The organism is Amycolatopsis kentuckyensis (genome assembly GCF_041679295.1).
In the GTDB taxonomy this organism is placed as follows: domain Bacteria; phylum Actinomycetota; class Actinomycetes; order Mycobacteriales; family Pseudonocardiaceae; genus Amycolatopsis; species Amycolatopsis kentuckyensis_A.
On sequence record NZ_JBGDMD010000012.1, the window covers coordinates 138,402 to 163,166 of the forward strand.

Sequence of the window (24,765 nt, forward strand, 5' to 3'; positions counted from 1 at the left end):
GTTACCATCGGTCACAGGTATTTGTCGGACCAGCACAGAAGAACCGTCATCGCAGTTATGAGGTCGTTCCGGACCCCGGGTCTCTAGGAACATCGTTGTTCAGCGCGAGCTAACCTCGTGGTAGGGCCTGGTGATCCGCGTGTCACTGCACCGGGCAGGCGACCGATGGCCGCAACGTCGGGAGAGAGGGAATCCCTGACCCATGAGCACGAGTGCGAACGGCAACGGCGCTGGTCACGGCTCGCTCGCCGCGACCAGGCCGACCGAGGTCAGCAAGCTGGACCGGGTCGTGATCCGGTTCGCCGGCGACTCGGGTGACGGCATGCAGCTGACCGGCGACCGCTTCACGTCCGAGGCCGCCGCGTTCGGCAACGACCTGTCGACGATGCCGAACTTCCCCGCCGAGATCCGCGCGCCGCAGGGCACCATCCCCGGTGTCTCGAGCTTCCAGGTGCACTTCGCCGACTACGACATCCTCACCCCCGGCGACCGCCCGGACGTCCTCGTCGCGATGAACCCGGCCGCGCTCAAGGCGAACCTGGGCGACGTCCCGCACGGTGGGACGATCATCCTGAACACCGACGACTTCATCAAGCGGAACCTGACCAAGGTCGGCTACGCGACCGATCCGCTCGACGACGACACGCTCGCGCCCTACCAGGTGCACCGGGTCGCCATGTCGACGCTGACCCAGGGCGCGCTCGCCGACACCGGCCTCGGCAAGAAGGACGCCGAGCGCTGCAAGAACATGTTCGCCCTCGGCCTGCTGTCGTGGATGTACCACCGGCCCACCGAGGGCACCGAGCAGTTCCTGCGCGAGAAGTTCGCGAAGAAGCCGGACATCGCCGAGGCGAACATCCTGGCCTTCCGGGCGGGCTGGAACTACGGCGAGACGACCGAGTCGTTCGCGACGACGTTCCAGGTCGCCCCGGCCAAGCTGAAGCAGGGCACCTACCGGCAGATCACCGGCAACACCGCGCTGGCCTACGGGATCGTCGCCGCCGGGCAGCGCTCCGGCCTGCAGATCCTGCTCGGCACGTACCCGATCACGCCGGCGTCGGACATCCTCCACGAGCTGTCCAAGCACAAGAACTTCGGCATCATCACCTTCCAGGCCGAGGACGAGATCGCCGGCATCGGCGCCGCGCTCGGCGCGTCCTACGGCGGCGCGCTCGGCGTCACCTCGACGTCCGGCCCCGGGGTCGCGCTGAAGTCCGAAGCCGTCGGCCTCGGCGTGATGGTCGAGCTGCCGCTGGTCGTCATCGACGTCCAGCGCGGTGGCCCGTCGACCGGCCTGCCGACCAAGACCGAGCAGGCCGACCTGCTGCAGGCGATGTTCGGCCGCAACGGCGAGTCGCCGGTCCCGATCGTCGCGCCGCTGTCCCCCGCGGACTGCTTCGACGCGGCCGTCGAGGCCACCCGGATCGCGCTGAAGTACCGCACCCCGGTGCTCCTGCTCTCGGACGGCGCGATCGCCAACGGCTCCGAGCCGTGGCTGATCCCGGACGTCGAAACGCTGCCCGACCTGCACGTCGACTTCGCGTCCGAGCCGAACGCCGACAACGGCTCCGGCGAGTTCTGGCCGTACGTGCGCGACCCCGAGACGCTCGCCCGCGCGTGGGCGGTCCCGGGCACGCCGGGCCTGCAGCACCGCATCGGCGGGCTGGAGAAGGCCGACAAGACCGGCCACATCTCCTACGACCCGGCCAACCACGAGAAGATGGTCCGGCTGCGGCAGGCGAAGGTCGACGGCATCGACGTCCCGGACGTCGTGGTCGACGACCCGTCCGGTGGCAAGGCGCGCGTGCTGGCCCTGGGCTGGGGCTCGTCCTACGGCCCGATCGGCGCCGCGTGCCGCCGGGTGCGCAAGCTCGGCCTGCCGATCGCGCAGGCGCACCTGCGCCACCTCAACCCGCTGCCGGCCAACCTCGGCGACGTCCTGCGCAGCTACGACAAGGTCGTGGTGCCGGAGATGAACCTGGGCCAGCTCGCGCTGCTGCTGCGAGCGAAGTACCTCGTGGACGTCCACTCGCACACCAAGGTCGCCGGGATGGCGTTCAAGGCGGAAGAGCTGCAGAACCTGTTCTCGGAGATCATCACTACGGAGGCGGCGAAATGACCGCGATCGACATCGGGCTCCCGACCGTCGGCGGCCTCGACCTTGTGCCGACGACCGACGAGCCGCAGAAGGCCAAGGACTACAAGTCCGACCAGGAAGTCCGCTGGTGCCCCGGCTGCGGCGACTACGTCGTGCTGAACGCCGTGCAGTCCTTCTTGCCGACGCTCGGCCTCAAGCGCGAGAACATCGTCTTCATCTCGGGCATCGGCTGCTCGTCGCGCTTCCCGTACTACCTCAACACCTACGGCATGCACTCGATCCACGGCCGCGCGCCGTCGATCGCGACGGGCCTCGCGACCACGCGCCCGGACCTGTCGGTGTGGGTCGTCACCGGCGACGGCGACGCGCTGTCCATCGGCGGCAACCACCTGATCCACGCGCTGCGCCGCAACGTGAACATCAAGATCCTGCTGTTCAACAACCGGATCTACGGCCTGACCAAGGGCCAGTACTCCCCGACGTCCGGCCAGGGCATGGTCACCAAGTCGACGCCGATGGGGTCGGTGGACACGCCGTTCAACCCGCTCTCGCTGGCGATCGGCGCCGAGGCGTCGTTCGTGGGCCGCGCGATGGACTCCGACCGCAAGGGCCTCACCGAGGTGCTGCAGGCCGCGGCCGAGCACCGCGGGTCGGCGCTGGTGGAGATCTACCAGAACTGCCCGATCTTCAACGACGGCGCGTTCGACGTCCTCAAGGACGCCGACGAGGCCGCCGCCCGGCTGATCCCGCTGCGCGCCGGCGAGCCGATCCGCTTCGGCCCGAACCAGGAGTTCGGCGTCAAGCGCGGCGACTGGGGCGGCTTGGACGTCGCGAAGGTCGCCGACATCGGCGAGGACAACGTGGTGGTGCACGACCCGTCGATCACCGACACGTCGTACGCCTTCGCGCTGTCGCGCCTCGGCGACCAGAACCTCAACCACGTCCCGACGGGCATCCTCCGCCAGGTCGAGCGCCCGACGTACGACGACGGCGCCCGCGCCCAGGTCGAGCAGGCCCGCGCGGCCCGCACGCCGGACCTGCAGGCCCTGCTGCGCGGCAAGGACACCTGGACGGTCGCTTAGTTTTCGTCTGCCGAAGGCCGCCACGCCCTGGTGCGTGGCGGCCTTCGTCGTTTCGGGGGCTTGCCTGTTTGGGACACGTGTCCTAAGTTTTGGGTCATGCGACCTTTCGTGTTTTTCGACGTCCGGACGTCCGATGTGGACGGCACCAAGCGGTTCTTCGCCGACCTGCTGGGCTGGGAGTCGTCCGGCGCGCTGCTCACCGACGGCGGCGCGCCTTGGGGCGGCCTGACCGAGCTGGCGCCGGACGACGACCGCGCGCCGCAGTGGCTGCCCTACGCACCGGTGTCCGATGTGGACGCCGCGGCGGCGAAAGCCGTGGCGCTGGGCGGAAAGGTGGTGCGGGGCCGCACCGACCTCCCCGTCGGCTCACTGGTGGTCGTCACCGATCCCGGCGGCGCGGCGATGGTCCTGTTCCAAGCGGCCTGAAGTCAGCTGAGCGGGCGGAACCCGACGCGCTCGGCGTCCTCGGCGGTGCGGAACCACACCTCGGCCACCATCTTCGGGAACTGCGCCGATTCCTCGGTGCAGTACCGCAACGCCGTCACGCTGGCCTTGACCTCGAACGCGTCGCTCGGCCGGCCGCCACCGGGCCGCGGCATCGCCGAGCCGGGGCCGAACGGGCCGGGCGGCACGGCGTCGCCGGCCGCCTGCCGCGCGGGCGGCGGCTCCGGCGCCGCGACGGCCGCCTGGTTCGGCTGCACCGACGGCTCGAACAGCGAACCGCTGTGAGCGCCGGCCAGGTCGGTCTCGCGCCGCTCGACCGTGCGCATCGACGGCTGGATCGGCTGCGGCGAGTCGAACCCGCCGCGCAGCGCCTCGCGCGGCTGCCGCTTGGGCAGCACCTGCGTCGCCTCGGCCGGGGTCTCCGGCGGCACGTCCAGATCGCCGTTCGCCGCCTCGTCGCCGCCGAACGCGTACTGCGGCTGCGGCGCCTCTTCGGCTTCTTCGGGTGCTTCGGGGGCTTCGACCGAACCGAGGTAGCGCGTGCGCTCCACCGGCTCCTCGAACGCCGAGCGCTCGGAGGGCACGTCGTCGTCGAACCAGTCCGGCGCCTGCTGGTGCGCGTCGTCCGCGGGGGTCTGGAACAGCGAACCGGCGGCGGGCTCCGGGTCGAGCTGCTGCTCGAGCCGGGAGAGCGCCGGCGTCGCGGGCTCGGGCTCGTCCTCCGGAGTCAGGTACTCGGTCGCGGCGGCGCGGTACGGGTCGTCGTCCGGCTGGGCGACCGACGGCATGATCTGCGTCTCCGACGCCTGGTAGGAAGCGTCTTCCTGGGGCTCGGGCCGGAAGGCCTCGTCGGGGTCGTGCGTCCCCGGCGGCACCTGCGAGTCCAGCTCGGCGAAGTCCGCGTCGATGTCGTCGTGGACGTCGTCGCGGTTGAACGGCCCCGCGGCGACCAGCGTGCCGGGGTAGGAGGTCTCCTCGCGCGCCGGCACCGGCTCGGGCCGCGGCTCCGGCCGGGTGAACACCTCGGTGCCCGGCGAAGCGAGCCCGGCGGCGTTCGCGGGCGTGCGCGCGGCGTCGGCGTGGGCCTGCGCCAGCGAACTCTCCAGCTTGCGGACGCTCTTGCGGAGCGGCAGCACCAGCACCAGCCAGGTGAGCAGCACCCCGACGAAGAACGCCGCGAGACTCCACAGCCAAACTTGTCCGAAAATGGACATCTCTTTCCTGCCCCTGTTTAGTGCGTGCGCGCGACCAGGTAGTCGGCGACCGACTCGCACGCGTCCCGGGCGGGTGACGCGGGCAACGCGGCTAGCTCGGCTCGCGCGCGCTGAGCGTAGTCGGAAAGGGTGACGCGTGCGCGTTCGAGTCCGCTACTGGCGCGCAGCAGCTCCAGCGCCTCCTGGACCAGGGCGTCGTCGGCGATCGGGCCGGACAGCAGCTCGACCAGGCGCGGGTCGGTGCCCGGGTCGGCCAGCGCGTACAGCATCGGCAGCGTCCGGACGCCTTCCCGCAGGTCGGTGCCCTGCGCCTTGCCGAGCTCGTCGGACGGCGACGCGATGTCGATGATGTCGTCGGAGATCTGGAACGCGGCGCCGATGATGTCGCCGAAGCGGCGCAGCGCCTGGATGTGCTCCTCGGCGGCGCCGGACATCATGCCGCCGAAGCGGCCGGAGGTGGCGATCAGCGAGCCGGTCTTCTGCCCGATCACGGTGAGGTAGTGCGCGACGGCGTCGTCACCCGGTCCGGGGCCGACGGTCTCGCGCATCTGGCCGGTGACCAGCTCGCCGAAGGTCTCGGCGATGATCCGCGCCGCGTCCGTGCCGAGGTCGGCGACCAGGCGCGAGGCGTGCGCGAAGAGGAAGTCGCCGGTGAGGATGGCGATGGTGTTGTCCCAGCGCGCGTTGACGCTGGCGGCGCCGCGGCGCATGTCCGCCTCGTCCATGACGTCGTCGTGGTAGAGCGTGGCGAGGTGCACCAGCTCGACCGCGGCGGCGGCGATCACGACGTGGTCGTCCTGCTTGGGGCCGAACTGCGCGGACAGCAGGGTGAAGAGCGGACGAAAACGTTTGCCCCCCGCCTCGACCAGGTGCAACGCGGCGTCGTTGACGGCCTGCACGTCGCTGCGGACGACCTCGCGCAGCAGCTTCTCGACGTCGGCCAGGCCGCCGGCGATGGCGCGCAGCAGGGTCTCGTCGGCGATCTGCAGGCCAACCGACGCGCGCAGGTCCTCGAGGGCGCCACCCGGCGCAGCGGGGAGGGATCCCGCCCCGGGGGCTGGGGAAGGCACAGACACGTCGGCTCCGCTCTACTCGTGCACCGGTCGGGTTATGCCTTGAGCGTAGTGGCTACCCCGCGCGGTCGTTTACCCGCTGTCCAGCGGAAACGGTGATGAACACGACACCCCGTCCCCCGCCACCGACGGGTGGTTCGCGATCCCCGAAGGGGTGATCAGCGTTTTCGGGCGCAACGGACGTCTCCGGCGGGCGGATATTGCCCTCAGGGAGATCACTCAAGGAGGAGTCGGAATGCGCAAGACGATCGCCCGGTGGGGCGGGCTCGCCGGAACAACGCTGGTAGCCGTGCTGTGCGCGGGCGTCACGCCGGCCCACGCCGACCCGCAGCCGGGGGTGGCCAACATCGGCTCGGCGTCGTTCACGAAGGCGGGCTCGACGACCACGGTGCCGACCCAGGGTCATTGTTCGGTGGACGGCCCGACGAGCGCAACGGCCCAGGTGGTGACGAAGACGGGCATCACGTTCGGCGGCGGGACGTCGTCCTGCACGACAACGGTGACGGACCCTCAGTCGGACGCGACGACTACGACCTCGACGGCAACGGGCAAGAACTTCGAGCTGTCGGCCCTGGTGAGCGCGGGCGGCCCGCGCGTCAAGCTGTCGACGTTCACGGTGAAGTGCGTGGCGACCCAGACGCAGACGAACGCGAACTGGAGTTACGGAGGGATGTCGGGCATCCCGAACCCGCCGAGCCCGGTGCCGGTGGGGTACGTGTCGCCGATCAAGAAGTCGAATGGGACGGTGCTGGCGAACGCGGTGTTCAACATCCAGAACCTCCCGGGCGACGGGAGCATCGGGTTGACGATGTTGCGGATCGACTTCCTGCCGGCGTCGGGGGTGAGTGGACAGGTGGTGCTGGGTCACACTTCCTGTTCCCCGACGCCGTAGCGGCTTCGGGGGCCGCGGCCGGGGAGCGCATTCGAGAGGACGGCCGCGGCCCTCGTTCGGGTTTTAGGGGGTGGGAACCCTGGTAATGTGCTGGCCGTCGGATACGCAGGGTGTTGGGGTTGGAGCACGCTGCAAGCTAGGGGAGAGCTGATGACGACGGGGCCGGTTTACGACCCACATGGGACACGTCGGGCGCCGCTGCGTCCGATTTCGCGTCCTGCGGGGTCTTATGGGGATGGGGGTTCCGCTGGGGGTGGGGCGGGGTTCCAGTACGACGAGGCCACGCTGCACGAGCTGGTGCGTGAATGGAACGACCTGGCGAACGAGTTCACGGACGACCTGAGCAGAGCACGTGTGATCGCCACCACCGAAGGCCCCGGTCTCGAGTACGCCAGCGACGGCAATGCCGAATTGATTCGCCAGTCTGGTTCAGCGCTCACGGCCACGCTCTATGAGCGCGCGGCGTACTGCCGGGGCATGGCTGCGAAATTTCGGATAGCACTGGGCAAATACGCGACCGCCGAAGAGACGCACTCTACTGAGCTCAAACAGACGGGAGGCAGTCTGTGAAACGCACCCTGCTGTTTGGACTAGGCGGGACGATGCTACTGGTGGCTGCCTGCACCACCACGCAGACTGGGACTGCCACGCCCTCCTCCGTCGACGCGAGCCCCTCGTCGGCCGGCGACCCGAATTCACAATTGCCAGGAGAAGGCGTGCCCGAGGTGGTGACCCCCATCGATACTGCGAAGTTCCAGCAGGAGCCCTGCACGACGCTCACCGACACACAGATCGCCGAACTTCTTGGCCCGGACGTGAAACCCAAGGAAGACCCCAACGACGTGGCCGGCCCGAGCTGCTATTGGCATCCGACTTCGGTCACCCAGGCCACCGTCTCAGTCATCTACGCCACCAAAAACCGACGCGGCCTTACTTCGATCTACCAGCAGCAAGGGACAACGTTTCCCTTGTTCGTTCCCATGGATCCGATCGATGGCTACCCGACCGTGGCGTACGGACAGGCTGATCTGCGCTCCAAGGGCACCTGCGCGATTGCGCTGGGAACCAGCAATCAGGACATCGTCGACGTTTCGGTGGCTCTTTCCGAAGGCAACATCGGCAAAAAAGATCCCTGCGCCGCAGCCCACGAGGTCACGGTGACCGTATTGAACAATCTCCGGGCCAGGTGAATGATGGCTACCGAAGGACCCCTTACCGCCGCACAGATCTATGAGCAGATCACCGGAGGAAGAGGAAGCCAGTCATTGGGTGATGCTCAAGACAACGCGACCCAGCTGAGCAATCGGATGGTTGAGCGGGCTCAGCGGATCAGCGCTCTCCGGGCCAAGACCTTGGCCGGGTGGCAAGGCCGTGCCGGGGAGGCTGCTGCTGATGCCACCCTTCCCCTTGTTCGAGCCGCCGCTGACGACGCCGTTCATCTCAAGACCGCTCAAACCGCTGTTGGCTCTCAAATGGATGCCTTCGGGACCGCCAAGAACTCCGTCAAACCCGTTGCTCCTCAGCCTCCCGAACTCACCGCTCAAGACATTCTTCACGTTTTCAACGGGGAAGGCACGGGCTCCTACGCCACCAAAGTGGCCAACTGGCAGGCCGATAGCCAGGCCAATATCGAAGCCTTCAGTGCCTACCACTCCGCCAGCAGCACCAACGGCGTTCAGATGCCCGCCCAATACGCGCAGCTCAGCGACTCCGGGGCGCCCGTCTCCATGGCCACCCCCGGGGATGGGACGCAGAGCAAGACCACTGCCAGCAAGACCGCCGGGCCCACCGATACCGGCGAGTGGGCCAGGAACCCGAACCAACCGCGAGTTCCCGCGCAGCAGACCCGGCAGATCGTGCAACCTGGACAGCAGACGGATCAAAACCACGTCGCCAACCAAACCCAGAACCAATTCCACAACCAAGACCACGTCCAACAGCCAGGCACCGACACCACTCACGCCAACAGCTACGTTCCCAAGCCCGTCACACCTCCCGCCGCCCAAGGTGGGTATCAGTTCGGGCCCACCGGGCAGCCCGTCAGCAACCTCGGCGACAACTACGGCGGCGGCTACGCCAGCGGGTTCGGGCCCGGGACCGGCGGCTACGGAAGCAACACCGGCACCGGATACCGGCCCGGCACGGGAACAGCACCAGGAACCGGGACAACGCCAGGGACGGGCCGAGGGACAAACCCAGGACCAGGCCTACGCGGCCCAGGTCCCAACACCGGCGCCCGCCTTCCGGAAGAACGGCTTCCCGCCAACAACCCCTCCCGCGCCGCCGCCGGCCCTCGGGGTGCCAACGGCATGCCCATGGGTACCCCCGTCAACGGCCGCGGCAAGGAAGAAGACCGGGAAAAGAAAAAGGCACCCTACCTCCGAAACCCCGATCCCGACGAAACCTTCGGCGGCTTCACCGAAAAGCCGATGCCGCCGGTGATCGGGGAGAACCGGCCCAAGAAGTGATCCACGCCGAATTCTCGCTCACCACTCTGCTCGCCGCCCTGCGGGACGCCGGCTGCGGGGATCCGCACCCCGTCCTCGCCGGTGGGCTCCGGTATGTTCCTCCGTCGGCCGAAAAACGCGTCAACCGGCAAGTCTTCGAAGAACTCAGCGAATACGGCCTCACCCAAGGCGACGGCTTCACACCCGAATTCGAAGACGTCCTGCACCGCGTCGACAATCCCCGGTTCCACGCCTACGCCCGGGATGAAACCGGGCAGCTCGGCATTCTCTCCGCAACCGGTGTGGTCCTCGTCTGCCGGGGTGATCGCGTCACAATACGAACCCTCGACGCCCACCCCGCCGACGCCCTCGTCGCCAAGCTTCCCCCGTACCACCCCGCGAACATCAAGCCCTTCACCCTGTCCAAAGAGGACTTCGCAGGTCCCCGAACAGTCAGTGATGTCTTCGACGACGCCCCCGCGCGCAGCCGCGAGGCCCAGGAACTCGACGCCCTCTTCCAACGACCTCACCTGGGACTCGGGCAGCTCTACGCCGACGACAACACCGTCAGCTACCTCGATCTCGATGAAGGACGCGTCGGCATCGCACTGCAGGACGGCTACATCAGCGTCGTGCCCGGGGAGAACAAACAACTGAGCCACAAACTAAAGGCCGCCACCCTCTGACAGAGAGGGTGGCGGCCGAAGAGAAACCTCAGGAAGCGAAACCGCCCGCGCCGGCCCAGCCCAGTGCGAAGGCCGGGACCAGGCCCAGCACCAGCGTCACCGCCGTGCCGAGGAAGATCGCCGTTCCCGTGCCGAAGCCCGGGACCGAGACCGACGGCCCGTCCGCTGCCGGCTCGGAGAAGTACATCAACACGATCACCCGCAGGTAGAAGAACGCCGCCACCGCGCTGAACACCAGCGCCACGACCACCAGCGGGGCCATTCCGTCCGACAGCGCCGCCGAGAACACCACGAACTTGCCGACGAAACCGGACGTCAACGGAATGCCCGCCAAGGCCAAGAGCAAGAACGTGAAGACGCCCGCGAGCAACGGCGACCGCTTGGCCAAACCGGCCCACGCCGAGAGATGCGTTGCCTCGCCTGAAGAATCGCGGACCAGGCTGATCACGCCGAACGCCGCCAGCGTCGTGAAGCCGTACGCCAGCAAGTAGAACAGCGTGCTGGACAACCCATCGCGCGTCATCGCGATCGCGCCCACCAGCAGGAACCCCGCGTGGGCGATCGACGAGTACGCCACCATACGCTTGACGTCCGTCTGCGTCAGACCGAGCACCGCGCCGATCACCATCGAGATGATCGCCACGCCCCACAGCACTCCGCGCCACTCCCACGAAGTCGACGAGAACGCCACCGACAGCACCCGCAGGATCCCGCCGAACGCCGCCACCTTCGTGCATGCCGCCATGAACGCCGTCACCGGGGTCGGCGCGCCCTGGTAGACGTCCGGGGTCCACGTGTGGAACGGGCCGACCGAACCCTTGAACAGCAGGCCGACCACCAGCAGACCCAGCCCGGCGAACAGCAGCGTGTCCGAGCGGTCCGAACCCGCCGCCGCGGCCGCGATGTCCGCCAGCTTCACCGAGTTCGCGTAGCCGTACAGCAGCGCGAGTCCATAGAGGAAGAACGCCGACGAGAACGCGCCCAGCAGGAAGTACTTGACCGCCGCTTCCTGCGACAACAACCGCCGGCGCCGCGCGAGGCCGCACATCAGGTACAGCGGCAGCGACAGCACTTCCAGCGCGATGAACATCGTCAGCAGGTCGTTCGCCGCGCAGAACGCCATCATGCCGCCGAGCGCGAACAGCGTCAGCGGGAACACCTCGGTCTGCATGACCGTCGCCGTCTGGGCGCGGTCCTGGACCGTGCCCGGGCGGATGCCGGCCTGCGCGACCAGCGCGCCGCCCGGCTCGACCACGCGGTCGGAGATCAGCAGCACCGCGCCGACCGCCAGCGCCAGCAGCGTGCCCCAGAGGAACAGCGCCGGCTTGTCGATCGAGATCGCTCCGCTGAACGTCTTGACGCCGCCCGCGGGCGCGCTGCCCGTCGCGTAGAGGATCAGGCTGACGCCGGCCGCGACGATCGCCGCCAGGCTCAGCCCGACCTGCAGACCGAACCGCGAGCGCTTCGAAGCGAACGCCTCGACCAGCACGCTCACGCACGCCGCGCCGAAGACGATCAGCATCGGCAGCACGGCCGGGTAGTCGACCGACGGCACCTGCACCGCCTCCGGCGCCTGCGTCAGGAGGATGTCGAGCACGGTTACTTGCCTCCCTGGACCGCGGACAGCGTCTGCTGCACCGTCGGGCTGACTGTGTCGAGCACCGGCTTCGGGTAGAAGCCGAGGACGAGGACCAGCACGACCAGCGGGGCGAGGATCGCGATTTCCTTACCACCAAGGTCGCGGATGGCCTTCTTCGCGCCCAGTTCCGGCGCGATGGCAGTACCAGGACCGCCGCCGACGCCGATCAGGGCGTCACCGCGGACCGGGCCCTGCATGACGCGCTGGTAGAGCCAAAGCACGTACGCCGCGGCCAGGACCATGCCGACCGTGGCGAGGATCGTGTACACCGGCTGGTCCACGAACGCCCCGATCAGCACCAGGAACTCGGAGACGAACGAGTTGGTGCCCGGCAGGGACAATGTGGACAGACCCGCGAGCAGGAACAGCCCGGCCAGCAACGGGGTCACCTTGGCCATGCCGCCGTAGTCCGAAATGCGGGACGACCCGCCGCGCGCGATCACCAGGCCGATCACCACGATCAGCATGCCGGTCGCGATGCTGTGGTTCAGCATGTACGTCGCCGAGCCGACCATCGCCTGCTCGTTGAACGCGAAGATGCCGAGCGAGATGAACCCGAAGTGGGCGATCGAGACGTAGGCGATGAACCGCTTCATGTCCCGCTGCCCGGCGGCGAGGATCGATCCATAAAGGACACCGATCACCGAGAGCACCAGCACCAGCGGCGCCAGCGTCTTGCTCGCGTCCGGGAACATCGGCAGGCAGTAGCGCAGGAACCCGAACGTGCCGACCTTGTCCAGCACGCCGACCAGCAGGACGGCGACGCCGATCGGCGCCTCCCCCGCCGCGTCCGGCAGCCAGGTGTGGAACGGCACCAGCGGCGCCTTGATCGCGAACGCCAGGAAGAACCCGAGGAACAGCCAGATCTGCGTGGACAGCGGCGCGTCGCGCACCACCGTCACCAGCGTGGCCCAGTCGAACGTGCCCTTGCCGAGCTTGTCCGACGCCAGCGAGTACGCCCCGATCGCCGACGCCAGCATGATCAGGCCGCCGAGGAACGAGTACAGGAAGAACTTCACCGCCGCGTACTGCCGGTTCGCGCCGCCGTAGCCGCCGATGAGGAAGTACATCGGGATCAGCATGATCTCGAACAGCACGTAGAACAGGAAGACGTCGGTCGCGGCGAACACGCCGATCGTGAGCGCTTCCTGCAGCAGGATCAGCGAGAGGAACCCGCCCGCGCTGCGGCCCGGCGGCAGCTTGTCCAACGTGCCGAGGCCGCCGACGACGATCGGCACCAGCAGCGCGATCACCGCGATCATGATCAGCGAGATGCCGTCGGTGCCGAACGCGATGTGCACCCCGAAGCTGGGGATCCAGTCGAAGCTCGACGTCTGCTGCAGCCGCGCGCCGGACGGCGAGTAGCTCGCCCAGAACGGGATCACCAGCAGGAGCTCGAGGATCGAGAACCCCAGCGCGGCCAGCACCGCGGCGCGGTCGTTCCCCTTGAGGAACGCCAGCACCAGGGAGCCGGCCAGCGGCACCAGGATGAGGATGAGCAACCAGGTCATCAGGAGAACCTCACCAGCAGGAGAGCCGCCAGAAGCAGGAACGTGCCGCCCAGCATCGACAGCGCGTAGGACCGGACGAACCCGGTCTGCAGCCGCCGCAGCCGGCCGGATCCGCCGCCGAGACCGGCGGCCAGGCCGTTGACCGCGCCGTCGACGCCGCGGTTGTCGACGAACACCAGCGCCCGCGAGAGCCAGGTGCCCGGGCGGGCGACCAGCGTCTCGTTGAGGGTGTTGCCGTACAGGTCGTTGCGGGCGGCGCGGGTGACGAACGAGACCCGCTCCGGCCGCTCGACCGGGACGTCACGGCGGAAGATCAGGTACGCGATCAGCACGCCGAGCACCGAGAACACGATCGCGCCCGCCGAGATCACCCCGGCGTTCAGCGGCGAGTGGTGCGCTTCCTCCAGCTCGCCGACCGACGGGGTCAGCCAGTGGGCGAAGCGGTCACCGAGGGCGAAGAACGCACCGGCGCCGACCGAGCCGACCGCCAGGACGGCCATCGGGACCCACATGACCGCTTTCGACTCGTGCGGGTGGAAGTCGTGGCCGTCGGCGGACTTGATGTCCTTCCAGCGCTCCTTGCCGAAGAACGTCATCATCATCAGGCGGGTCATGTAGAACGCGGTGAGCCCGGCACCCAGCAGGGCCGCGCCGCCCATGACCCAGCCGCGCCAGCCGCCCTGGCTGAACGCCGCTTCGATGATCGCGTCCTTGGTGAAGAAGCCCGACAGCGGCGGGATGCCGATCAGGGCCAGGTAACCGAGGCCGAAGGTGATGAACGTGATCGGCATGTGCTTGCGCAGGCCGCCGAACTTCCGCATGTCGACCTCGTCGTTCATGCCGTGCATGACCGACCCGGCCCCGAGGAAGAGCCCGGCCTTGAAGAAGCCGTGCGCGACCAGGTGCATGATGCCGAGCGCGTACGCGATGGGCCCGAGGCCGACCGCGAGCATCATGTAGCCGATCTGGCTGACCGTGGAGTACGCGAGGACCTTCTTGATGTCGTCGTACGCGCAGCCGATGATGCACCCGAGCAGCAGCGTCACCGTGCCGACCAGCGTGACGATCAGGCGGCCGTCTTCGGTGGCGTTGAAGATGTCCTTCGAGCGGGCCACCAGGTAGACACCGGCGGTCACCATCGTTGCCGCGTGGATCAGGGCCGACACCGGGGTCGGGCCCTCCATCGCGTCCGGGAGCCAGGCCTGCAGCGGGAACTGGCCGGACTTACCGCAGGCGCCCAGCAGGAGCAGGATCGCCATCGCGGTGATCGCGCCCGGCGAGAACTTGCCGTCGCCGACCGCCTGGAAGACCTGCGCGTAGCCGGTCGAGCCCGCGTACTTGAACATGATGAAGATCGCCAGCGCGAGCCCGACGTCACCGACGCGGTTCATCAGGAACGCCTTCTTCGCCGCGGTCGCGGCGGACGGGCGGCCCTGGTACCAGCCGATGAGCAGGTAGGACGCGAGACCCACGCCTTCCCAGCCGAGGTACAGCGTCACGAAGCTGTTGCCCAGCACCAGGATCAGCATCGAGGCGACGAAGAGGTTGAGGTACGCGAAGAAGCGGTACCGGCCCTCGTCGTCGGCCATGTAGCCGATCGAGTAGTAGTGGATCAGCATGCCGACGCCGGTGATGAGCAGCACGAACGTCAGCGACAGCGCGTCGATCCGCAGCCCGAAGTCCACCTGCAGCGCCCCGACCGGGATCCACGAGTACACCTTGACGTCGGTCGCCGTGCTCGTGTTCGCGCTGAAGAACAGGATCAGCCCGTAGATGAAAGCCAGGGTGACGGTGGCACAGCCGAGCAGATGCCCCCACGCCTTCGCGCGCTTACCCGCCAACAGCAGGATCAGGGCGCCGAGGGCAGGGAGGGCCACCAGCAGCCACGATGATGCGGTCACTCGGTGTCTCCTAGTACTTCAGCAGGTTGGTGTCGTCGACCGAGGCCGAGCGCCGGGTGCGGAAGATGGCCATGATGATCGCCAGGCCGACCACGACCTCGGCGGCCGCGACGACCATGACGAAGAACGCCATGATCTGGCCGTCGAGCCCGCCGTTGATCCGGGCGAAGGTGACCAGCGACAGGTTCACGGCGTTGAGCATCAGCTCGATGCACATGAACACGACGATCGCGTTGCGCCGCACCAGCACGCCGACCGCGCCGAGCGCGAACAGCAGCGCCGACAGCAGCAGGTAGTACGTCGGGGTCATGCCTTCTCCCCTTCCGAGCCTTCCGAAGCGGCTTCGGAGCCGACCAGCGCGTGCGCGTCCGGGTGCGGGGTGTCGTCCGCCACCAGCTTGCGTTCCTTCGCCAGCTCGATCGCCGACGTCGACTCGATGATCGCCGAGAGCGACTCCGGGGCGACCGAACCGTCCGGCAGCAGCGCCGGCGTCGCCACCGAGTTGGCGGTGGCGAAGACACCCGGGCCGGGCAGCGGCGAAGGCCGGTCGTGCTCGCCGCGGAAGCGGGCGACGACCAGTTCCTTCTGCGTCTGCTTGCCGCCCTTGCCGTGGCGGTCGGTGAAGGCCAGCACCATCGCGCCGATGGCGGCGGTGATGAGCAGCGCCGACGTCAGCTCGAACGGGAACAGGTAGTCGGTGAAGATCAGCTTGCCGAGCCCCTTGGGACCGCCGCCGGCCGACGTCGTCGAGTCCAGCGGCGTCGCCGGGGCGACGTTCTCCATCGCCCGGTAGATCCCGGTGGCCAGCAGCGCGGCCATCCCGATGCCGAGCACCGTCGCCGCCAGCCGCTGGCCGCGGAGGACTTCGACGACCGAGTCGGAGCTTTCGCGGCCGACCAGCATCAGCACGAACAGGAACAGCATCATGATCGCGCCGGTGTAGACGATGATCTGCGTGAAGCCCAGGAACGGCGCCGACTGGATCATGTACAGCGCGCCCAGGCTCAGCATCGTCAGCACCAGCCACAGCGCCGAGTGCACGGCGTTGCGGGAGAAGATCATGCCGAGCGCGCCGAGCAGCGAAAGCGGGCCGAGGATCCAGAACGCGACGGCCTCACCGGTGGTGACACCGGCGGCGGCCCCGGTCGGGGCCTGGGCCAGGAGGGCGGCGATCACTTGACGCCCTCCCCACGGGCCAGTTCGGGGCCGTTCACGTAGTAGTCCTGCTCGTTCTCGCCGAGCCGCATCGGGTGCGGCGGCTGCTCCATGCCGGGCAGCAGCGGGGCGAGCAGGTCTTCCTTCGTGTAGATCAGCCGCTGGCGGTCGTCGTCGGCCAGCTCGTAGAAGTTGATCATCGTCAGCGACCGCGTCGGGCACGCCTCGATGCAGAGGCCGCAGCCGATGCAGCGCAGGTAGTTGATCTGGTAGTCCGCGCCGTACCGCTCGCCCGGCGAGTACCGGGCCTCCTCGGTGTTGTCACCGCCCTCGACGAAGATCGCGTCCGCCGGGCACGCCCAGGCGCACAGCTCGCAGCCGACGCACTTCTCGAGGCCGTCCGGGTGGCGGTTCAGCTGGTGCCGGCCGTGGTAGCGCGGGGCGGCGGGCGCGCCCGCCTCCGGGTACTCCTCGGTGGCGACCTTCTTGAACATCATCCCGAAGGTGACGCCGAAGCCCTTGACGGGATCAAGAAACCCCATCTTGCGCTCCTTCCTTTGCGGTACCGACGGCCGCCGGCTTGCGGCGGGCCGCCTTCGCCTCGGCCTTGGCCAGGGCCTTCTGACGCGGGGTGGTCTGCGGGACCTTGAGGTCCAGCGGCGGGACCGGGAAACCGCCGCCGGTCACCGGGATCGTCTCGCTCTCCTCTTCGCGGCCCGCGGCGCGGACGTAGAAGAACAGGGCGACGACGATGAAGATGGCGACCGCGGCGATGATGATGGACGCGGTGTTCCACGTGATGACCTTCGCGAAGGTCACCATGATGATCCACACCAGGTTCAGCGGGACCAGGACCTTCCAGCCCAGGCGCATGAACTGGTCGTAGCGCAGGCGGGGCAGCGTGCCGCGCAGCCAGATGAACCCGAAGAGCAGGATGAACATCTTCGCGAAGAACCACAGCACCGGCCACCAGCCGGTGTTGAGGACGTTGTTCCCGATCAGCGACAGCGGCCACGGGGCCATCCAGCCGCCGAGGAACAGCGTGGTCGCGAACGCCGAGACGATCACCATGTTGACGTACTCGGCGAGGAAGAACATCGCGAACTTCATCGAGCTGTACTCGGTGTGGAAGCCGCCGACCAGCTCCGACTCGGCCTCGGGGAGGTCGAACGGGGCGCGGTTGGTCTCGCCGACCATCGAGATCAGGTAGATCACGAAGCTCGGGACCAGGTAGAGGAACCACACCTTGTGCTGCGCGCCGACGATGTCGGCCAGGTTCAGCGAGCCGGCCTGCAGGATCACCGCGACGATCGAGAGCCCCATCGCGATCTCGTAGGAGATCACCTGGGCCGCGCTGCGCATGCCGCCGAGCAGCGGGTACGGCGAGCCCGACGACCAGCCGGCGAGCACGATGCCGTAGACGCCGATCGAGGAGCAGGCCAGGATCACCAGCGCGCTGACCGGAAGGTCGAGCAGCTGCAGCACGGTCCGCTCGCCGAAGATCGACACGACCGGGCCGAACGGGATGGCCGACAGCGCGATCAGCGACGGCACCACGCACATCACCGGGGCGAGGAAGTACACCTTGCGGTCGGCGGTGTCCGGGATGATCTGTTCCTTGAACGGCAGCTTGATCGCGTCCGCCAGGGACTGCAGGTAGCCGCCCGGGCCGACCCGGTTGGGGCCGGGCCGGTTCTGCATCCGGCCGACCGCCTTGCGCTCCCAGACGATCAGGAAGATCGTCATGATCGGCCCGATCAGCAGGATGACCACGCACTTGAGCAGGATCAGCCACAACGGGTCGTCCGCCAGCAGCGCCGCCCGCGTCGCCGCGTCGGGCACGCTCCCGACGGCGGCCTCGGTCAGCAACGGAGTCACAGTTCACCCCCAGCGAGGTTCACGACGGCGCCGTGCCCGGCACCGAGCGTCTTGAACACGGCGGAGCCGTCGGAGTTGCCCGGCAGCCACACGACGCCGTCGGGCAGGTCCGCGATCTCCACCGGCAGCGTGATCGCACCGCGTTCGGTGCTCACCTTCACGGTGGTGCCCAGCCCTTCCGCGGTCTTCGCGGACAGCCGCGCGACCGGCGTGCGCTGGGTGCCCTTGAGGTGCGGCTCGCCATCCTGCAGGGACCCGTTGTCGATGAGCTGGCGCCAGGTCGACAGGACCGCCTGGCCCGCACCCGGGGCCTTCGTGGCTCCGCCGGTCGCCGCTTCGACGGGACCCCAGCGCAGCGCCGAGGCCGGGCCGAGCTTCTCGAAGTCGCCGCGGGCGGCGGCCGGTGTCTGCGTGAACAGGTCGGCGTCCATCTCGACGGCGAGGGTGTCGAGCACCCGGCAGTCCGGCAGGGCGCCGGTGCCTTCGAGGGTGACGTCGAACGGGCGGGTGCGGCCCTCCCAGTTGAGGTAGCTGCCCGCCTTCTCGTCGGACGCGGCCACCGGGAGCACGACGTCCGCGCGCTCGGTCACCGCGCTGTGGCGGAGTTCGAGGCTGACGACGAAGCCGGCGTTGTCCAGCGCGCGCAGCGCGAGGTCCGGGTCCGGCAGGTCGAACGGGTCGACGCCGCCGACGACCAGGCCGCCGAGCTCGCGGGCCGAAGCCGCCTGCAGGATGCCGGTGGTGTCGCGGCCCGGCGTGGCCGGGATCGGGACGCCCCAGGCGTTTTCGACGGCGACGCGGGCGGCGTCGTCGCCGACCCGGTGCCCGCCCGGCAGCAGCGTCGGCACGCAGCCCGTGGCCAGCGCGCCGCGGTCGCCGGCGCGGCGCGGGATCCACGCGAGCCGGACGCCGGTGCGCTCCACCAGGTCGTGCAGCGCCGAGAACAGGCCGGGCACCTGGGCGGCGCGCTCGCCGACCAGGACGACAGCGCCTTCGCCGCGCAGGGCCTCGTCGAGGTCCGGCGCGTGCTTGGCGATGCCTTCGACGGCCGCGGCCTCCTGGCCGGGGACGCAAGCGAGCAGTTCGCCGAACGTCTTGCGCACCGACGACGTCGTCCACTGTCCCAAGTGGACGACCCGGGTGCGGTTCTTCCGGGCCGCCTTGCGCAGCCGCAGGAACACGATCGGGGCTTCGTCCTCGGGCTCGAAGGCGACGCACAGCACCGTGCGGGCCCGCTCGATCTCCCCGAAGGTGACGCCGGACTCCGGCGTCACGCCCACGACGTGCGAGGTGAGGAACGCGAGCTCCTCGGCCGAGTGCGGGCGGGCGCGGAAGTCGACGTCGTTGGTCTGCAGGGCGACGCGGGCGAACTTCGAGTACGCGTAGGCGTCCTCGACGGTCAGCCGGCCACCGGGCAGGACGCCGACGCCACCGTTGGAACGAGCCGCGGTGAGGCCCTCGGCAGCGGCGCGCAGCGCGTCGGTCCAGGACGCTTCTTCCAGCTCACCGGTCTCGCGGTTGCGGACCAGCGGACGCCGGATGCGGTCCTCGGCGCCGGTGTAGCGGAAGGCGAACCGGCCCTTGTCGCAGATCCACTCTTCGTTGACTTCCGGGTCGTCGCCGGCCAGCTTGCGCTGGACCTTGCCGCGCCGGAAGTCGGTGCGCTCGGCGCAGCCGGACGAGCAGTGCTCGCAGACGCTCGGCGAGGACACCAGGTCGAACGGCCGCGACCGGAAGCGGTAGGCCGCGCTCGTCAAAGCACCGACCGGGCAGATCTGGATGACGTTGCCGGAGAAGTAGGACTGGAACGGCTGGCCGGACGTCGTCCGCGACGCCATGTCGAGCACGTCCGCCGTCTCCGCGGTGCCGATCTGCTGGTGGGCGCCGCGTTCGAGGAGCTCGATGAACGGGTCGCCGGCGATCTCGCGGGAGAACCGGGTGCAGCGCTGGCAGAGCACGCAGCGCTCGCGGTCCAGCAGCACCTGCGTGGAGATCGGCAGCGGCTTCGGGAACGTCCGCTTGGTGTCGACGAACCGCGACTCCGCGCGGCCGTGGGCCAGCGCCTGGTTCTGCAGCGGGCACTCGCCGCCCTTGTCGCAGATCGGACAATCCAGGGGGTGGTTGATGAGCAGCAGCTCCATCACGCCCTGCTGGGCCTTGTCCGCGACCGGCGACGTCAGCTGGGTCTTGACGACCATGCCGTCGGCGACGGTCATCGTGCAGGACGCCTGCGGCTTCGGCATCGGCCGGCCGCCCATCTCGACCTCGACCAGGCACTGGCGGCAGGCGCCCGCCGGGTCGAGGAGCGGGTGGTCGCAGAACCGCGGGATGACCGTGCCGAGGCGTTCGGCCGTGCGGATGAGGAGCTCGCCCTTGGGGGCGATGACCTCTTCGCCGTCGATGACCAGCTTGACGTGGCCCTCGGGGACCGGCGTCTCGGTGGTCTCGGGCTTGTCGGGCGCGATCGTCATGCCTGCGCTCCCACGAGTTCGGGCTTCGTCTGTTCGTGGCGGTTCGCTTCGCACAGCGCGAGGAACTCCTCGCGGAAGTACTTGATGCCGCTCTGGATCGGCGACACCGCGCCGTCGCCGAGGGCGCAGAACGACCGGCCGAGGATGTTGTCGCAGACGTCGAGGAGGGTGTCGATGTCCTCCTCGGTGCCGTGGCCCTCGACCATCCGCTCGAGGATCTGCGCCAGCCAGTACGTGCCCTCGCGGCACGGCGTGCACTTGCCGCAGGACTCGTGCTCGTAGAACTGTGTCCACTTCATCACGGCCCACGGCACCGACACGGTCTCGTTGAAGACCTGGACGGCGGTGGTGCCCAGCATCGACCCGGCTTCCGCCGCGCCCTCGAAGTCCAGGGGAACGTCGAGGTGCTCGGCGGTGAACATCGGGGTGGACGAGCCGCCCGGGGTCCAGAACTTGAGCGGGATGCCGTCCTTCATGCCGCCCGCCATGTCGAGCAGCTCGCGCAGGGTGGTGCCGAGCGGGCACTCGTACTGGCCGGGCTTCTCGACGTGGCCGGAGATCGAGTAGATCTTCGGGCCGGGCGACTTCTCGCGGCCCATCTCGCGGAACCAGCTCGACCCGCCGTTGACGATGAACGGCGCGCTCGCGATGGTCTCGACGTTGTTGACCGTGGTCGGCGCGGCGTAGAGGCCGGCGGCCGCGGGGAACGGCGGCTTGAGCCGCGGCTGGCCACGACGGCCTTCCAGCGAGTCGAGCAGCGCCGTCTCTTCACCGCAGATGTACGCGCCCGCGCCCGCGTGGACCGTGATCTTGAGGTCGAAACCCGAGCCCAGGATGTTCTCGCCCAGGTAGCCCGCCGCTTCGGCTTCGCCCACGGCCGCGTTGAGGCGGCGGATGCAGTGCAGCGCCTCGCCGCGGACGTAGATGAAGCAGTGGTTGGACCGCATCGCGTACGAGGCGATGATGCAGCCCTCGATGAGCGAGTGCGGGTCCGCCATCATCAGCGGGATGTCCTTGCACGTACCGGGTTCGCCCTCGTCGGCGTTGATCACCAGGTAGTGCGGCTTGTCGAAGTTCGGCGGCATGAACGACCACTTGATGCCGGCCGGGAAGCCCGCGCCGCCGCGGCCGCGCAGGCCGGAGTCCTTGACCAGCTGGACGAGCTGCTCCGGCGTCCCGGCCAGGGCCTTGCGGACGGCGGTGTAGCCCTCGAGTGCCTCGTACGTCCCGATCTGCCAGGAGTTCGGCGACAGCCAGCGCTTGGTCAGAACCGGAGTGATGGGGTCAGCCATTACTTCTTCTCCACTTCTGGGAGCGGAACGTCCTGCGCGACCGGGGCGACCCAGCCGCGGTCCTGCGCGAGCTTCGCGCCCCGCAGCGTCTCGACGGCCTGCGACGGGCCGTCGACGTCCCGGCGGTAAGCGGCTTCGTCCTCCGGGAAGAACCCGGCGAGCTGCAGCTCGGCGCCCTTGAAGCTCGACAGCGGCGCGCCGCGCGTCGGGGCGGGCTTCTTGCCCGCCTGCAGCGCGTCGACCAGCGCGACGGCCTTGTCCTCGGTCTGGTTGTCGAAGTACTCGTAGTTGACCTGGATGACCGGCGCGAGGTCGCAGGCCGCGAGGCACTCGGCGTGCTCGAGGGTGATCGAGCCCGGCTCGTTCGGCGTGCCCGCGGTCTCGTTGTGCCCCAGCGGTTCCGCTTCGGAACCCAGGTGCGTCTGGAGCCGCTTGTAGATCGCGTCGCCGCCCATGGCCGCGCAGAGCGTGTTGGTGCAGACGCTCACGAGGTGCTCGCCGCACGGCTTGCGCTTGTACATCGTGTAGAACGTCGCGACCGCGCTGACCTCGGCGTCGGACAGGTCGAGCTGCTTCGCGCAGAACGCGATGCCCTCCTGGCTGACGTACCCCTGCACCGACTGCACGAGGTGCAGCAGCGGCAGCAGCGCCGAGCGGGACATCGGGTAGCGCGCGATCAGTTCCTGCGCCTTCGCGTGGATGTCCGCGTCGAAGATGTCCTCCAGCGGCGTCTCGGTGATGATGCCGGCGGCGACTTCCGGGTCGGGCGCGATGGCGACGACGTCGGTGTCGGGCCCGGCCGCGGCGTACGTCGTCGCCGCGTCCTTCGAGCCCGGCTCGGGAACTGCTGTGCTCATCGGTCCACTCCCCCCATGACGGGGTCGATCGAGGCGATCGCGGCGATCACGTCCGCGACCAGGCCGCCTTCGGCCATTGCGGGCATCGACTGCAGGTTCACGAAGCTCGGTTCGCGCACGTGGACCCGCAGCGGCCGGGTGCCGCCGTCGGAGACCAGGTGCGCGCCCAGCTCGCCGCGCGGCGACTCGACGGAGGTGTAGACCTGTCCGGCCGGCACCTTGAAGCCCTCGGTGACCAGCTTGAAGTGGTGGATCAGGGACTCCATCGACTGGCCCATGATCTTCTTGACGTGTTCGAGGGAGTTGCCCATGCCGTCGCTGCCGATGGACAGCTGGGCGGGCCACGCGATCTTCTTGTCCTCGACCATGACCGGGCCCGGCTCGAGCTTCTCGAGGCACTGCTCGATGATCTTGAGGCTCTCGTGCATCTCGTGGACGCGGATCAGGTAGCGCGACCAGCAGTCGGCGCCGTTGTCCACGGGCACGTCGAAGTCGAACTCGTCGTAGCAGGAGTACGGCTCGGTCTTGCGCAGGTCCCACGGGAGGCCGGCGGACCGCAGCACCGGGCCGGTGACGCCGAGCGCGAGGCACGCGTCGACCGGCAGGTACCCGACGCCCTTCAGCCGGTTGCGCCAGATCGGCTGACCGGTGAAGAGCTTGTCGTACAGCGGAAGGCGCTGCTTCATCGTCTTGACGAACTCGGTGACCTTCTCGCGGTAGTCCGCCGGCATGTCCTGCGCAAGGCCGCCGGGGCGGATGAACGCGTGGTTCATCCGCAGGCCGGTCAGGTGCTCCAGCAGGTGCAGCACCTCTTCGCGCTCGCGGAAGCCGAGCGTCATCGCGGTGGTGGCGCCGAGCTCCATGCCGCCGGTGGCGATGTAGACCAGGTGCGAGCCGATCCGGTTGATCTCCAGCAGCAGCACGCGCAGCAGCTGCGCGCGCCGCGGGGCCTCGATCTGCAGCAGCTTCTCGACGCCGAGGCAGTACGCCATCTCCGTCGAAAGCGGGGCCAGGTAGTCCATGCGCGTCACGAAGGTGACGCCCTGGGTCCAGGTCCGGTACTCGCAGTTCTTCTCGATTCCGGTGTGCAGGTAGCCGATGACCGACCGCAGCTGCGTGACGGTCTCGCCCTCCATCTCCAGCACGAGCCGGAGCACGCCGTGCGTCGACGGGTGCTGCGGGCCCATGTTGATGACCATGCGCTCGTCGTGCGCCGCGTCGGCGATGACGTCGTCCCAGTCGCCGCCGGAGACCGAGTAGACGCGGCCTTCGGTGGTGTCACGGGAATCGGCGTAGTTGACGTCGTCGGTGCTGTCGCTGCCTTCGGGCGTGGTCGAGGTTCCCGTGGTGACGTCGGACAGGTTCTCGGTGCTCACGAGTACGACCTCCGCTGGTCCGGCGGCGGGATCTCCGCGCCCTTGTATTCGACCGGGATCCCGCCGAGCGGGTAGTCCTTGCGCTGGGGGTGGCCGTCCCAGTCGTCCGGCATGAGGATCCGGGTCAGGGCCGGGTGGCCGTCGAAGACGATGCCGAACATGTCCCAGGCCTCGCGCTCCTGCCAGTCGGCGGTCGGGTAGATCCCGACCAGCGACGGCACGTGCGCGTCCTCGACGTCGAGGGTGACCTCGAGGCGGATCCGGCGGCGGTAGGTCAGCGACGTGAAGTGGTAGACCGCGTGCAGCCGCTGCGGGACGTCGACGCCGTAGTCCACGCCGGACACCGAGGACAGCAGCTCGAAGCGCAGGCCGCCGTCGTCGCGCAGGACCTTCGCGATCTCCGCCAGCTTCTCGCGGTCGACGTAGAAGGTGATCTCGCCGCGGTCGACCGTCGTCTGCAGGATCGACTCGGCGGGGATCTTGTTGTCCGACAGGGCCGCGTAGAACTCGTCGGCGAACTGGTCGAACCAGCCGCCGTACGGGCGCTCGGCCGGCGCGGGGCTGTAGGCCGGGAGCCGGACGCCGCCGTAGCCGGAGGTGTCGCCGGTGCCGTGGACGCCGAACATGCCCTGGCGCTCGCGACCGGTGACCACCGGTTCGGCCGCGCCCGGGCCCTTCGCCGTCAGGCCGGTTTCGGCTCGCTCGGCGCTCGACTGCTCGTCGCCGGGTTGGGGGTTCTCAGTCATCGC

General features: G+C 69.0%; 22 protein-coding genes. 8 read left to right on the forward strand and 14 right to left on the reverse strand.

Going from position 1 to position 24,765, the window contains the following annotated elements:
- Positions 1 to 202: 202 nt before the first annotated feature.
- The 3 genes from ACERZO_RS40805 (at position 203) to ACERZO_RS40815 (ending at position 3,606) form a co-directional block, all read left to right on the forward strand.
- Positions 203 to 2,119: a 2-oxoacid:acceptor oxidoreductase subunit alpha gene (locus tag ACERZO_RS40805; RefSeq protein ID WP_372671346.1), complete on the forward strand. Its 1,917-nt coding sequence runs from the start codon at positions 203 to 205 to the stop codon at positions 2,117 to 2,119.
- Positions 2,116 to 3,180: a 2-oxoacid:ferredoxin oxidoreductase subunit beta gene (locus ACERZO_RS40810; protein WP_372671347.1), complete on the forward strand. Its 1,065-nt coding sequence runs from the start codon at positions 2,116 to 2,118 to the stop codon at positions 3,178 to 3,180. Before ACERZO_RS40805 ends, ACERZO_RS40810 begins: the two co-directional genes overlap by 4 nt.
- A gap of 96 nt (positions 3,181 to 3,276) precedes the next feature.
- The gene (locus tag ACERZO_RS40815; RefSeq protein WP_372671348.1) at positions 3,277 to 3,606 is read left to right on the forward strand and encodes a VOC family protein; all 330 of its coding nucleotides are present in this window, start codon (positions 3,277 to 3,279) and stop codon (positions 3,604 to 3,606) included.
- A 2-nt stretch (positions 3,607 to 3,608) separates the two neighbouring features.
- On the opposite strand, the gene ACERZO_RS40820 is transcribed toward ACERZO_RS40815, so the two are convergent.
- Together ACERZO_RS40820 and ACERZO_RS40825 are read right to left on the reverse strand one after the other, a co-directional pair.
- Positions 3,609 to 4,838 (reverse strand): sunset domain-containing protein, encoded by a 1,230-nt coding sequence (locus tag ACERZO_RS40820; protein ID WP_372671349.1) that lies wholly within the window; start codon positions 4,836 to 4,838, stop codon positions 3,609 to 3,611.
- 17 nt (positions 4,839 to 4,855) lie between these two features.
- Positions 4,856 to 5,908 carry a polyprenyl synthetase family protein gene (locus ACERZO_RS40825; RefSeq protein ID WP_372671534.1) on the reverse strand — a complete coding sequence of 351 codons (1,053 nt, stop codon included), beginning with the start codon at positions 5,906 to 5,908 and terminating at the stop codon, positions 4,856 to 4,858.
- A gap of 238 nt (positions 5,909 to 6,146) precedes the next feature.
- Between ACERZO_RS40825 and ACERZO_RS40830 the strand changes: the two genes are divergently transcribed.
- The 5 genes from ACERZO_RS40830 to ACERZO_RS40850 all read left to right on the forward strand — a co-directional run bounded on the left by ACERZO_RS40830 (position 6,147) and on the right by ACERZO_RS40850 (position 9,936).
- Positions 6,147 to 6,803, forward strand: a complete 657-nt coding sequence (locus ACERZO_RS40830) for a hypothetical protein (RefSeq protein WP_372671350.1) — start codon at positions 6,147 to 6,149, stop codon at positions 6,801 to 6,803.
- 297 nt (positions 6,804 to 7,100) lie between these two features.
- The gene (locus ACERZO_RS40835) at positions 7,101 to 7,373 is read left to right on the forward strand and encodes a hypothetical protein (protein WP_372671351.1); all 273 of its coding nucleotides are present in this window, start codon (positions 7,101 to 7,103) and stop codon (positions 7,371 to 7,373) included.
- The gene (locus ACERZO_RS40840) at positions 7,370 to 7,993 is read left to right on the forward strand and encodes a DUF3558 domain-containing protein (protein ID WP_372671352.1); all 624 of its coding nucleotides are present in this window, start codon (positions 7,370 to 7,372) and stop codon (positions 7,991 to 7,993) included. Before ACERZO_RS40835 ends, ACERZO_RS40840 begins: the two co-directional genes overlap by 4 nt.
- Positions 7,994 to 7,996: 3 nt before the next feature.
- On the forward strand, positions 7,997 to 9,271 hold the full coding sequence (locus tag ACERZO_RS40845) for a PPE domain-containing protein (protein WP_372671353.1): 1,275 nt from the start codon (positions 7,997 to 7,999) through the stop codon (positions 9,269 to 9,271).
- Positions 9,268 to 9,936 (forward strand): ESX secretion-associated protein EspG, encoded by a 669-nt coding sequence (locus ACERZO_RS40850; RefSeq protein ID WP_372671354.1) that lies wholly within the window; start codon positions 9,268 to 9,270, stop codon positions 9,934 to 9,936. Before ACERZO_RS40845 ends, ACERZO_RS40850 begins: the two co-directional genes overlap by 4 nt.
- A gap of 28 nt (positions 9,937 to 9,964) precedes the next feature.
- Here the strand turns inward: ACERZO_RS40850 and nuoN are convergent, their stop codons facing one another.
- The 12 genes from nuoN to ACERZO_RS40910 are packed head-to-tail and all read right to left on the reverse strand — an operon-like array spanning position 9,965 to position 24,762.
- Positions 9,965 to 11,533 carry an NADH-quinone oxidoreductase subunit NuoN gene (gene nuoN / locus ACERZO_RS40855; RefSeq protein WP_372671355.1) on the reverse strand — a complete coding sequence of 523 codons (1,569 nt, stop codon included), beginning with the start codon at positions 11,531 to 11,533 and terminating at the stop codon, positions 9,965 to 9,967.
- A gap of 2 nt (positions 11,534 to 11,535) precedes the next feature.
- Positions 11,536 to 13,086 carry an NADH-quinone oxidoreductase subunit M gene (locus tag ACERZO_RS40860; RefSeq protein WP_372671356.1) on the reverse strand — a complete coding sequence of 517 codons (1,551 nt, stop codon included), beginning with the start codon at positions 13,084 to 13,086 and terminating at the stop codon, positions 11,536 to 11,538.
- Positions 13,086 to 14,987 (reverse strand): NADH-quinone oxidoreductase subunit L, encoded by a 1,902-nt coding sequence (gene nuoL, locus ACERZO_RS40865; RefSeq protein ID WP_372671357.1) that lies wholly within the window; start codon positions 14,985 to 14,987, stop codon positions 13,086 to 13,088. The genes ACERZO_RS40860 and nuoL overlap by 1 nt, the downstream gene beginning before the upstream one ends.
- A 10-nt stretch (positions 14,988 to 14,997) precedes the next feature.
- Positions 14,998 to 15,297, reverse strand: a complete 300-nt coding sequence (gene nuoK / locus ACERZO_RS40870) for an NADH-quinone oxidoreductase subunit NuoK (protein WP_003081840.1) — start codon at positions 15,295 to 15,297, stop codon at positions 14,998 to 15,000.
- On the reverse strand, positions 15,294 to 16,163 hold the full coding sequence (locus tag ACERZO_RS40875) for an NADH-quinone oxidoreductase subunit J (protein WP_372671358.1): 870 nt from the start codon (positions 16,161 to 16,163) through the stop codon (positions 15,294 to 15,296). Before ACERZO_RS40875 ends, nuoK begins: the two co-directional genes overlap by 4 nt.
- Positions 16,160 to 16,684: an NADH-quinone oxidoreductase subunit NuoI gene (nuoI, locus tag ACERZO_RS40880; protein ID WP_003081846.1), complete on the reverse strand. Its 525-nt coding sequence runs from the start codon at positions 16,682 to 16,684 to the stop codon at positions 16,160 to 16,162. Before nuoI ends, ACERZO_RS40875 begins: the two co-directional genes overlap by 4 nt.
- Positions 16,671 to 18,020, reverse strand: a complete 1,350-nt coding sequence (gene nuoH / locus ACERZO_RS40885; protein WP_372671359.1) for an NADH-quinone oxidoreductase subunit NuoH — start codon at positions 18,018 to 18,020, stop codon at positions 16,671 to 16,673. Before nuoH ends, nuoI begins: the two co-directional genes overlap by 14 nt.
- A complete protein-coding gene (locus tag ACERZO_RS40890; RefSeq protein ID WP_372671360.1) occupies positions 18,017 to 20,491 on the reverse strand; it encodes an NADH-quinone oxidoreductase subunit G in 2,475 nt (824 codons plus the stop codon). Before ACERZO_RS40890 ends, nuoH begins: the two co-directional genes overlap by 4 nt.
- Positions 20,488 to 21,783 (reverse strand): NADH-quinone oxidoreductase subunit NuoF, encoded by a 1,296-nt coding sequence (gene nuoF / locus ACERZO_RS40895; RefSeq protein ID WP_372671361.1) that lies wholly within the window; start codon positions 21,781 to 21,783, stop codon positions 20,488 to 20,490. Before nuoF ends, ACERZO_RS40890 begins: the two co-directional genes overlap by 4 nt.
- Entirely contained in the window at positions 21,783 to 22,640 is an 858-nt protein-coding gene (gene nuoE, locus ACERZO_RS40900) for an NADH-quinone oxidoreductase subunit NuoE (RefSeq protein ID WP_372671362.1), read from the reverse strand. The genes nuoF and nuoE overlap by 1 nt, the downstream gene beginning before the upstream one ends.
- Positions 22,637 to 24,016: an NADH-quinone oxidoreductase subunit D gene (locus tag ACERZO_RS40905; RefSeq protein ID WP_372671363.1), complete on the reverse strand. Its 1,380-nt coding sequence runs from the start codon at positions 24,014 to 24,016 to the stop codon at positions 22,637 to 22,639. Before ACERZO_RS40905 ends, nuoE begins: the two co-directional genes overlap by 4 nt.
- A complete protein-coding gene (locus ACERZO_RS40910; RefSeq protein ID WP_372671364.1) occupies positions 24,013 to 24,762 on the reverse strand; it encodes an NADH-quinone oxidoreductase subunit C in 750 nt (249 codons plus the stop codon). The genes ACERZO_RS40905 and ACERZO_RS40910 overlap by 4 nt, the downstream gene beginning before the upstream one ends.
- Between the last annotated feature and the right edge of the window lie 3 nt (positions 24,763 to 24,765).

Excerpts from the sequence above, each read along its gene's own strand:
- ACERZO_RS40805 (WP_372671346.1), top strand. The coding sequence starts at position 203 with ATGAGCACGAGTGCGAACGGCAACGGCGCTGGTCACGGCTCGCTCGCC.
- ACERZO_RS40810 (WP_372671347.1), top strand. The coding sequence starts at position 2,116 with ATGACCGCGATCGACATCGGGCTCCCGACCGTCGGCGGCCTCGACCTT.
- ACERZO_RS40815 (WP_372671348.1), top strand. The coding sequence starts at position 3,277 with ATGCGACCTTTCGTGTTTTTCGACGTCCGGACGTCCGATGTGGACGGC.
- ACERZO_RS40820 (WP_372671349.1), bottom strand. The coding sequence starts at position 4,838 with ATGTCCATTTTCGGACAAGTTTGGCTGTGGAGTCTCGCGGCGTTCTTC.
- ACERZO_RS40830 (WP_372671350.1), top strand. The coding sequence starts at position 6,147 with ATGCGCAAGACGATCGCCCGGTGGGGCGGGCTCGCCGGAACAACGCTG.
- ACERZO_RS40845 (WP_372671353.1), top strand. The coding sequence starts at position 7,997 with ATGGCTACCGAAGGACCCCTTACCGCCGCACAGATCTATGAGCAGATC.
- ACERZO_RS40860 (WP_372671356.1), bottom strand. The coding sequence starts at position 13,086 with ATGACCTGGTTGCTCATCCTCATCCTGGTGCCGCTGGCCGGCTCCCTG.
- nuoK (WP_003081840.1), bottom strand. The coding sequence starts at position 15,297 with ATGACCCCGACGTACTACCTGCTGCTGTCGGCGCTGCTGTTCGCGCTC.
- nuoI (WP_003081846.1), bottom strand. The coding sequence starts at position 16,684 with ATGGGGTTTCTTGATCCCGTCAAGGGCTTCGGCGTCACCTTCGGGATG.
- ACERZO_RS40890 (WP_372671360.1), bottom strand. The coding sequence starts at position 20,491 with ATGACGATCGCGCCCGACAAGCCCGAGACCACCGAGACGCCGGTCCCC.
- nuoF (WP_372671361.1), bottom strand. The coding sequence starts at position 21,783 with ATGGCTGACCCCATCACTCCGGTTCTGACCAAGCGCTGGCTGTCGCCG.
- nuoE (WP_372671362.1), bottom strand. The coding sequence starts at position 22,640 with ATGAGCACAGCAGTTCCCGAGCCGGGCTCGAAGGACGCGGCGACGACG.
- ACERZO_RS40910 (WP_372671364.1), bottom strand. The coding sequence starts at position 24,762 with ATGACTGAGAACCCCCAACCCGGCGACGAGCAGTCGAGCGCCGAGCGA.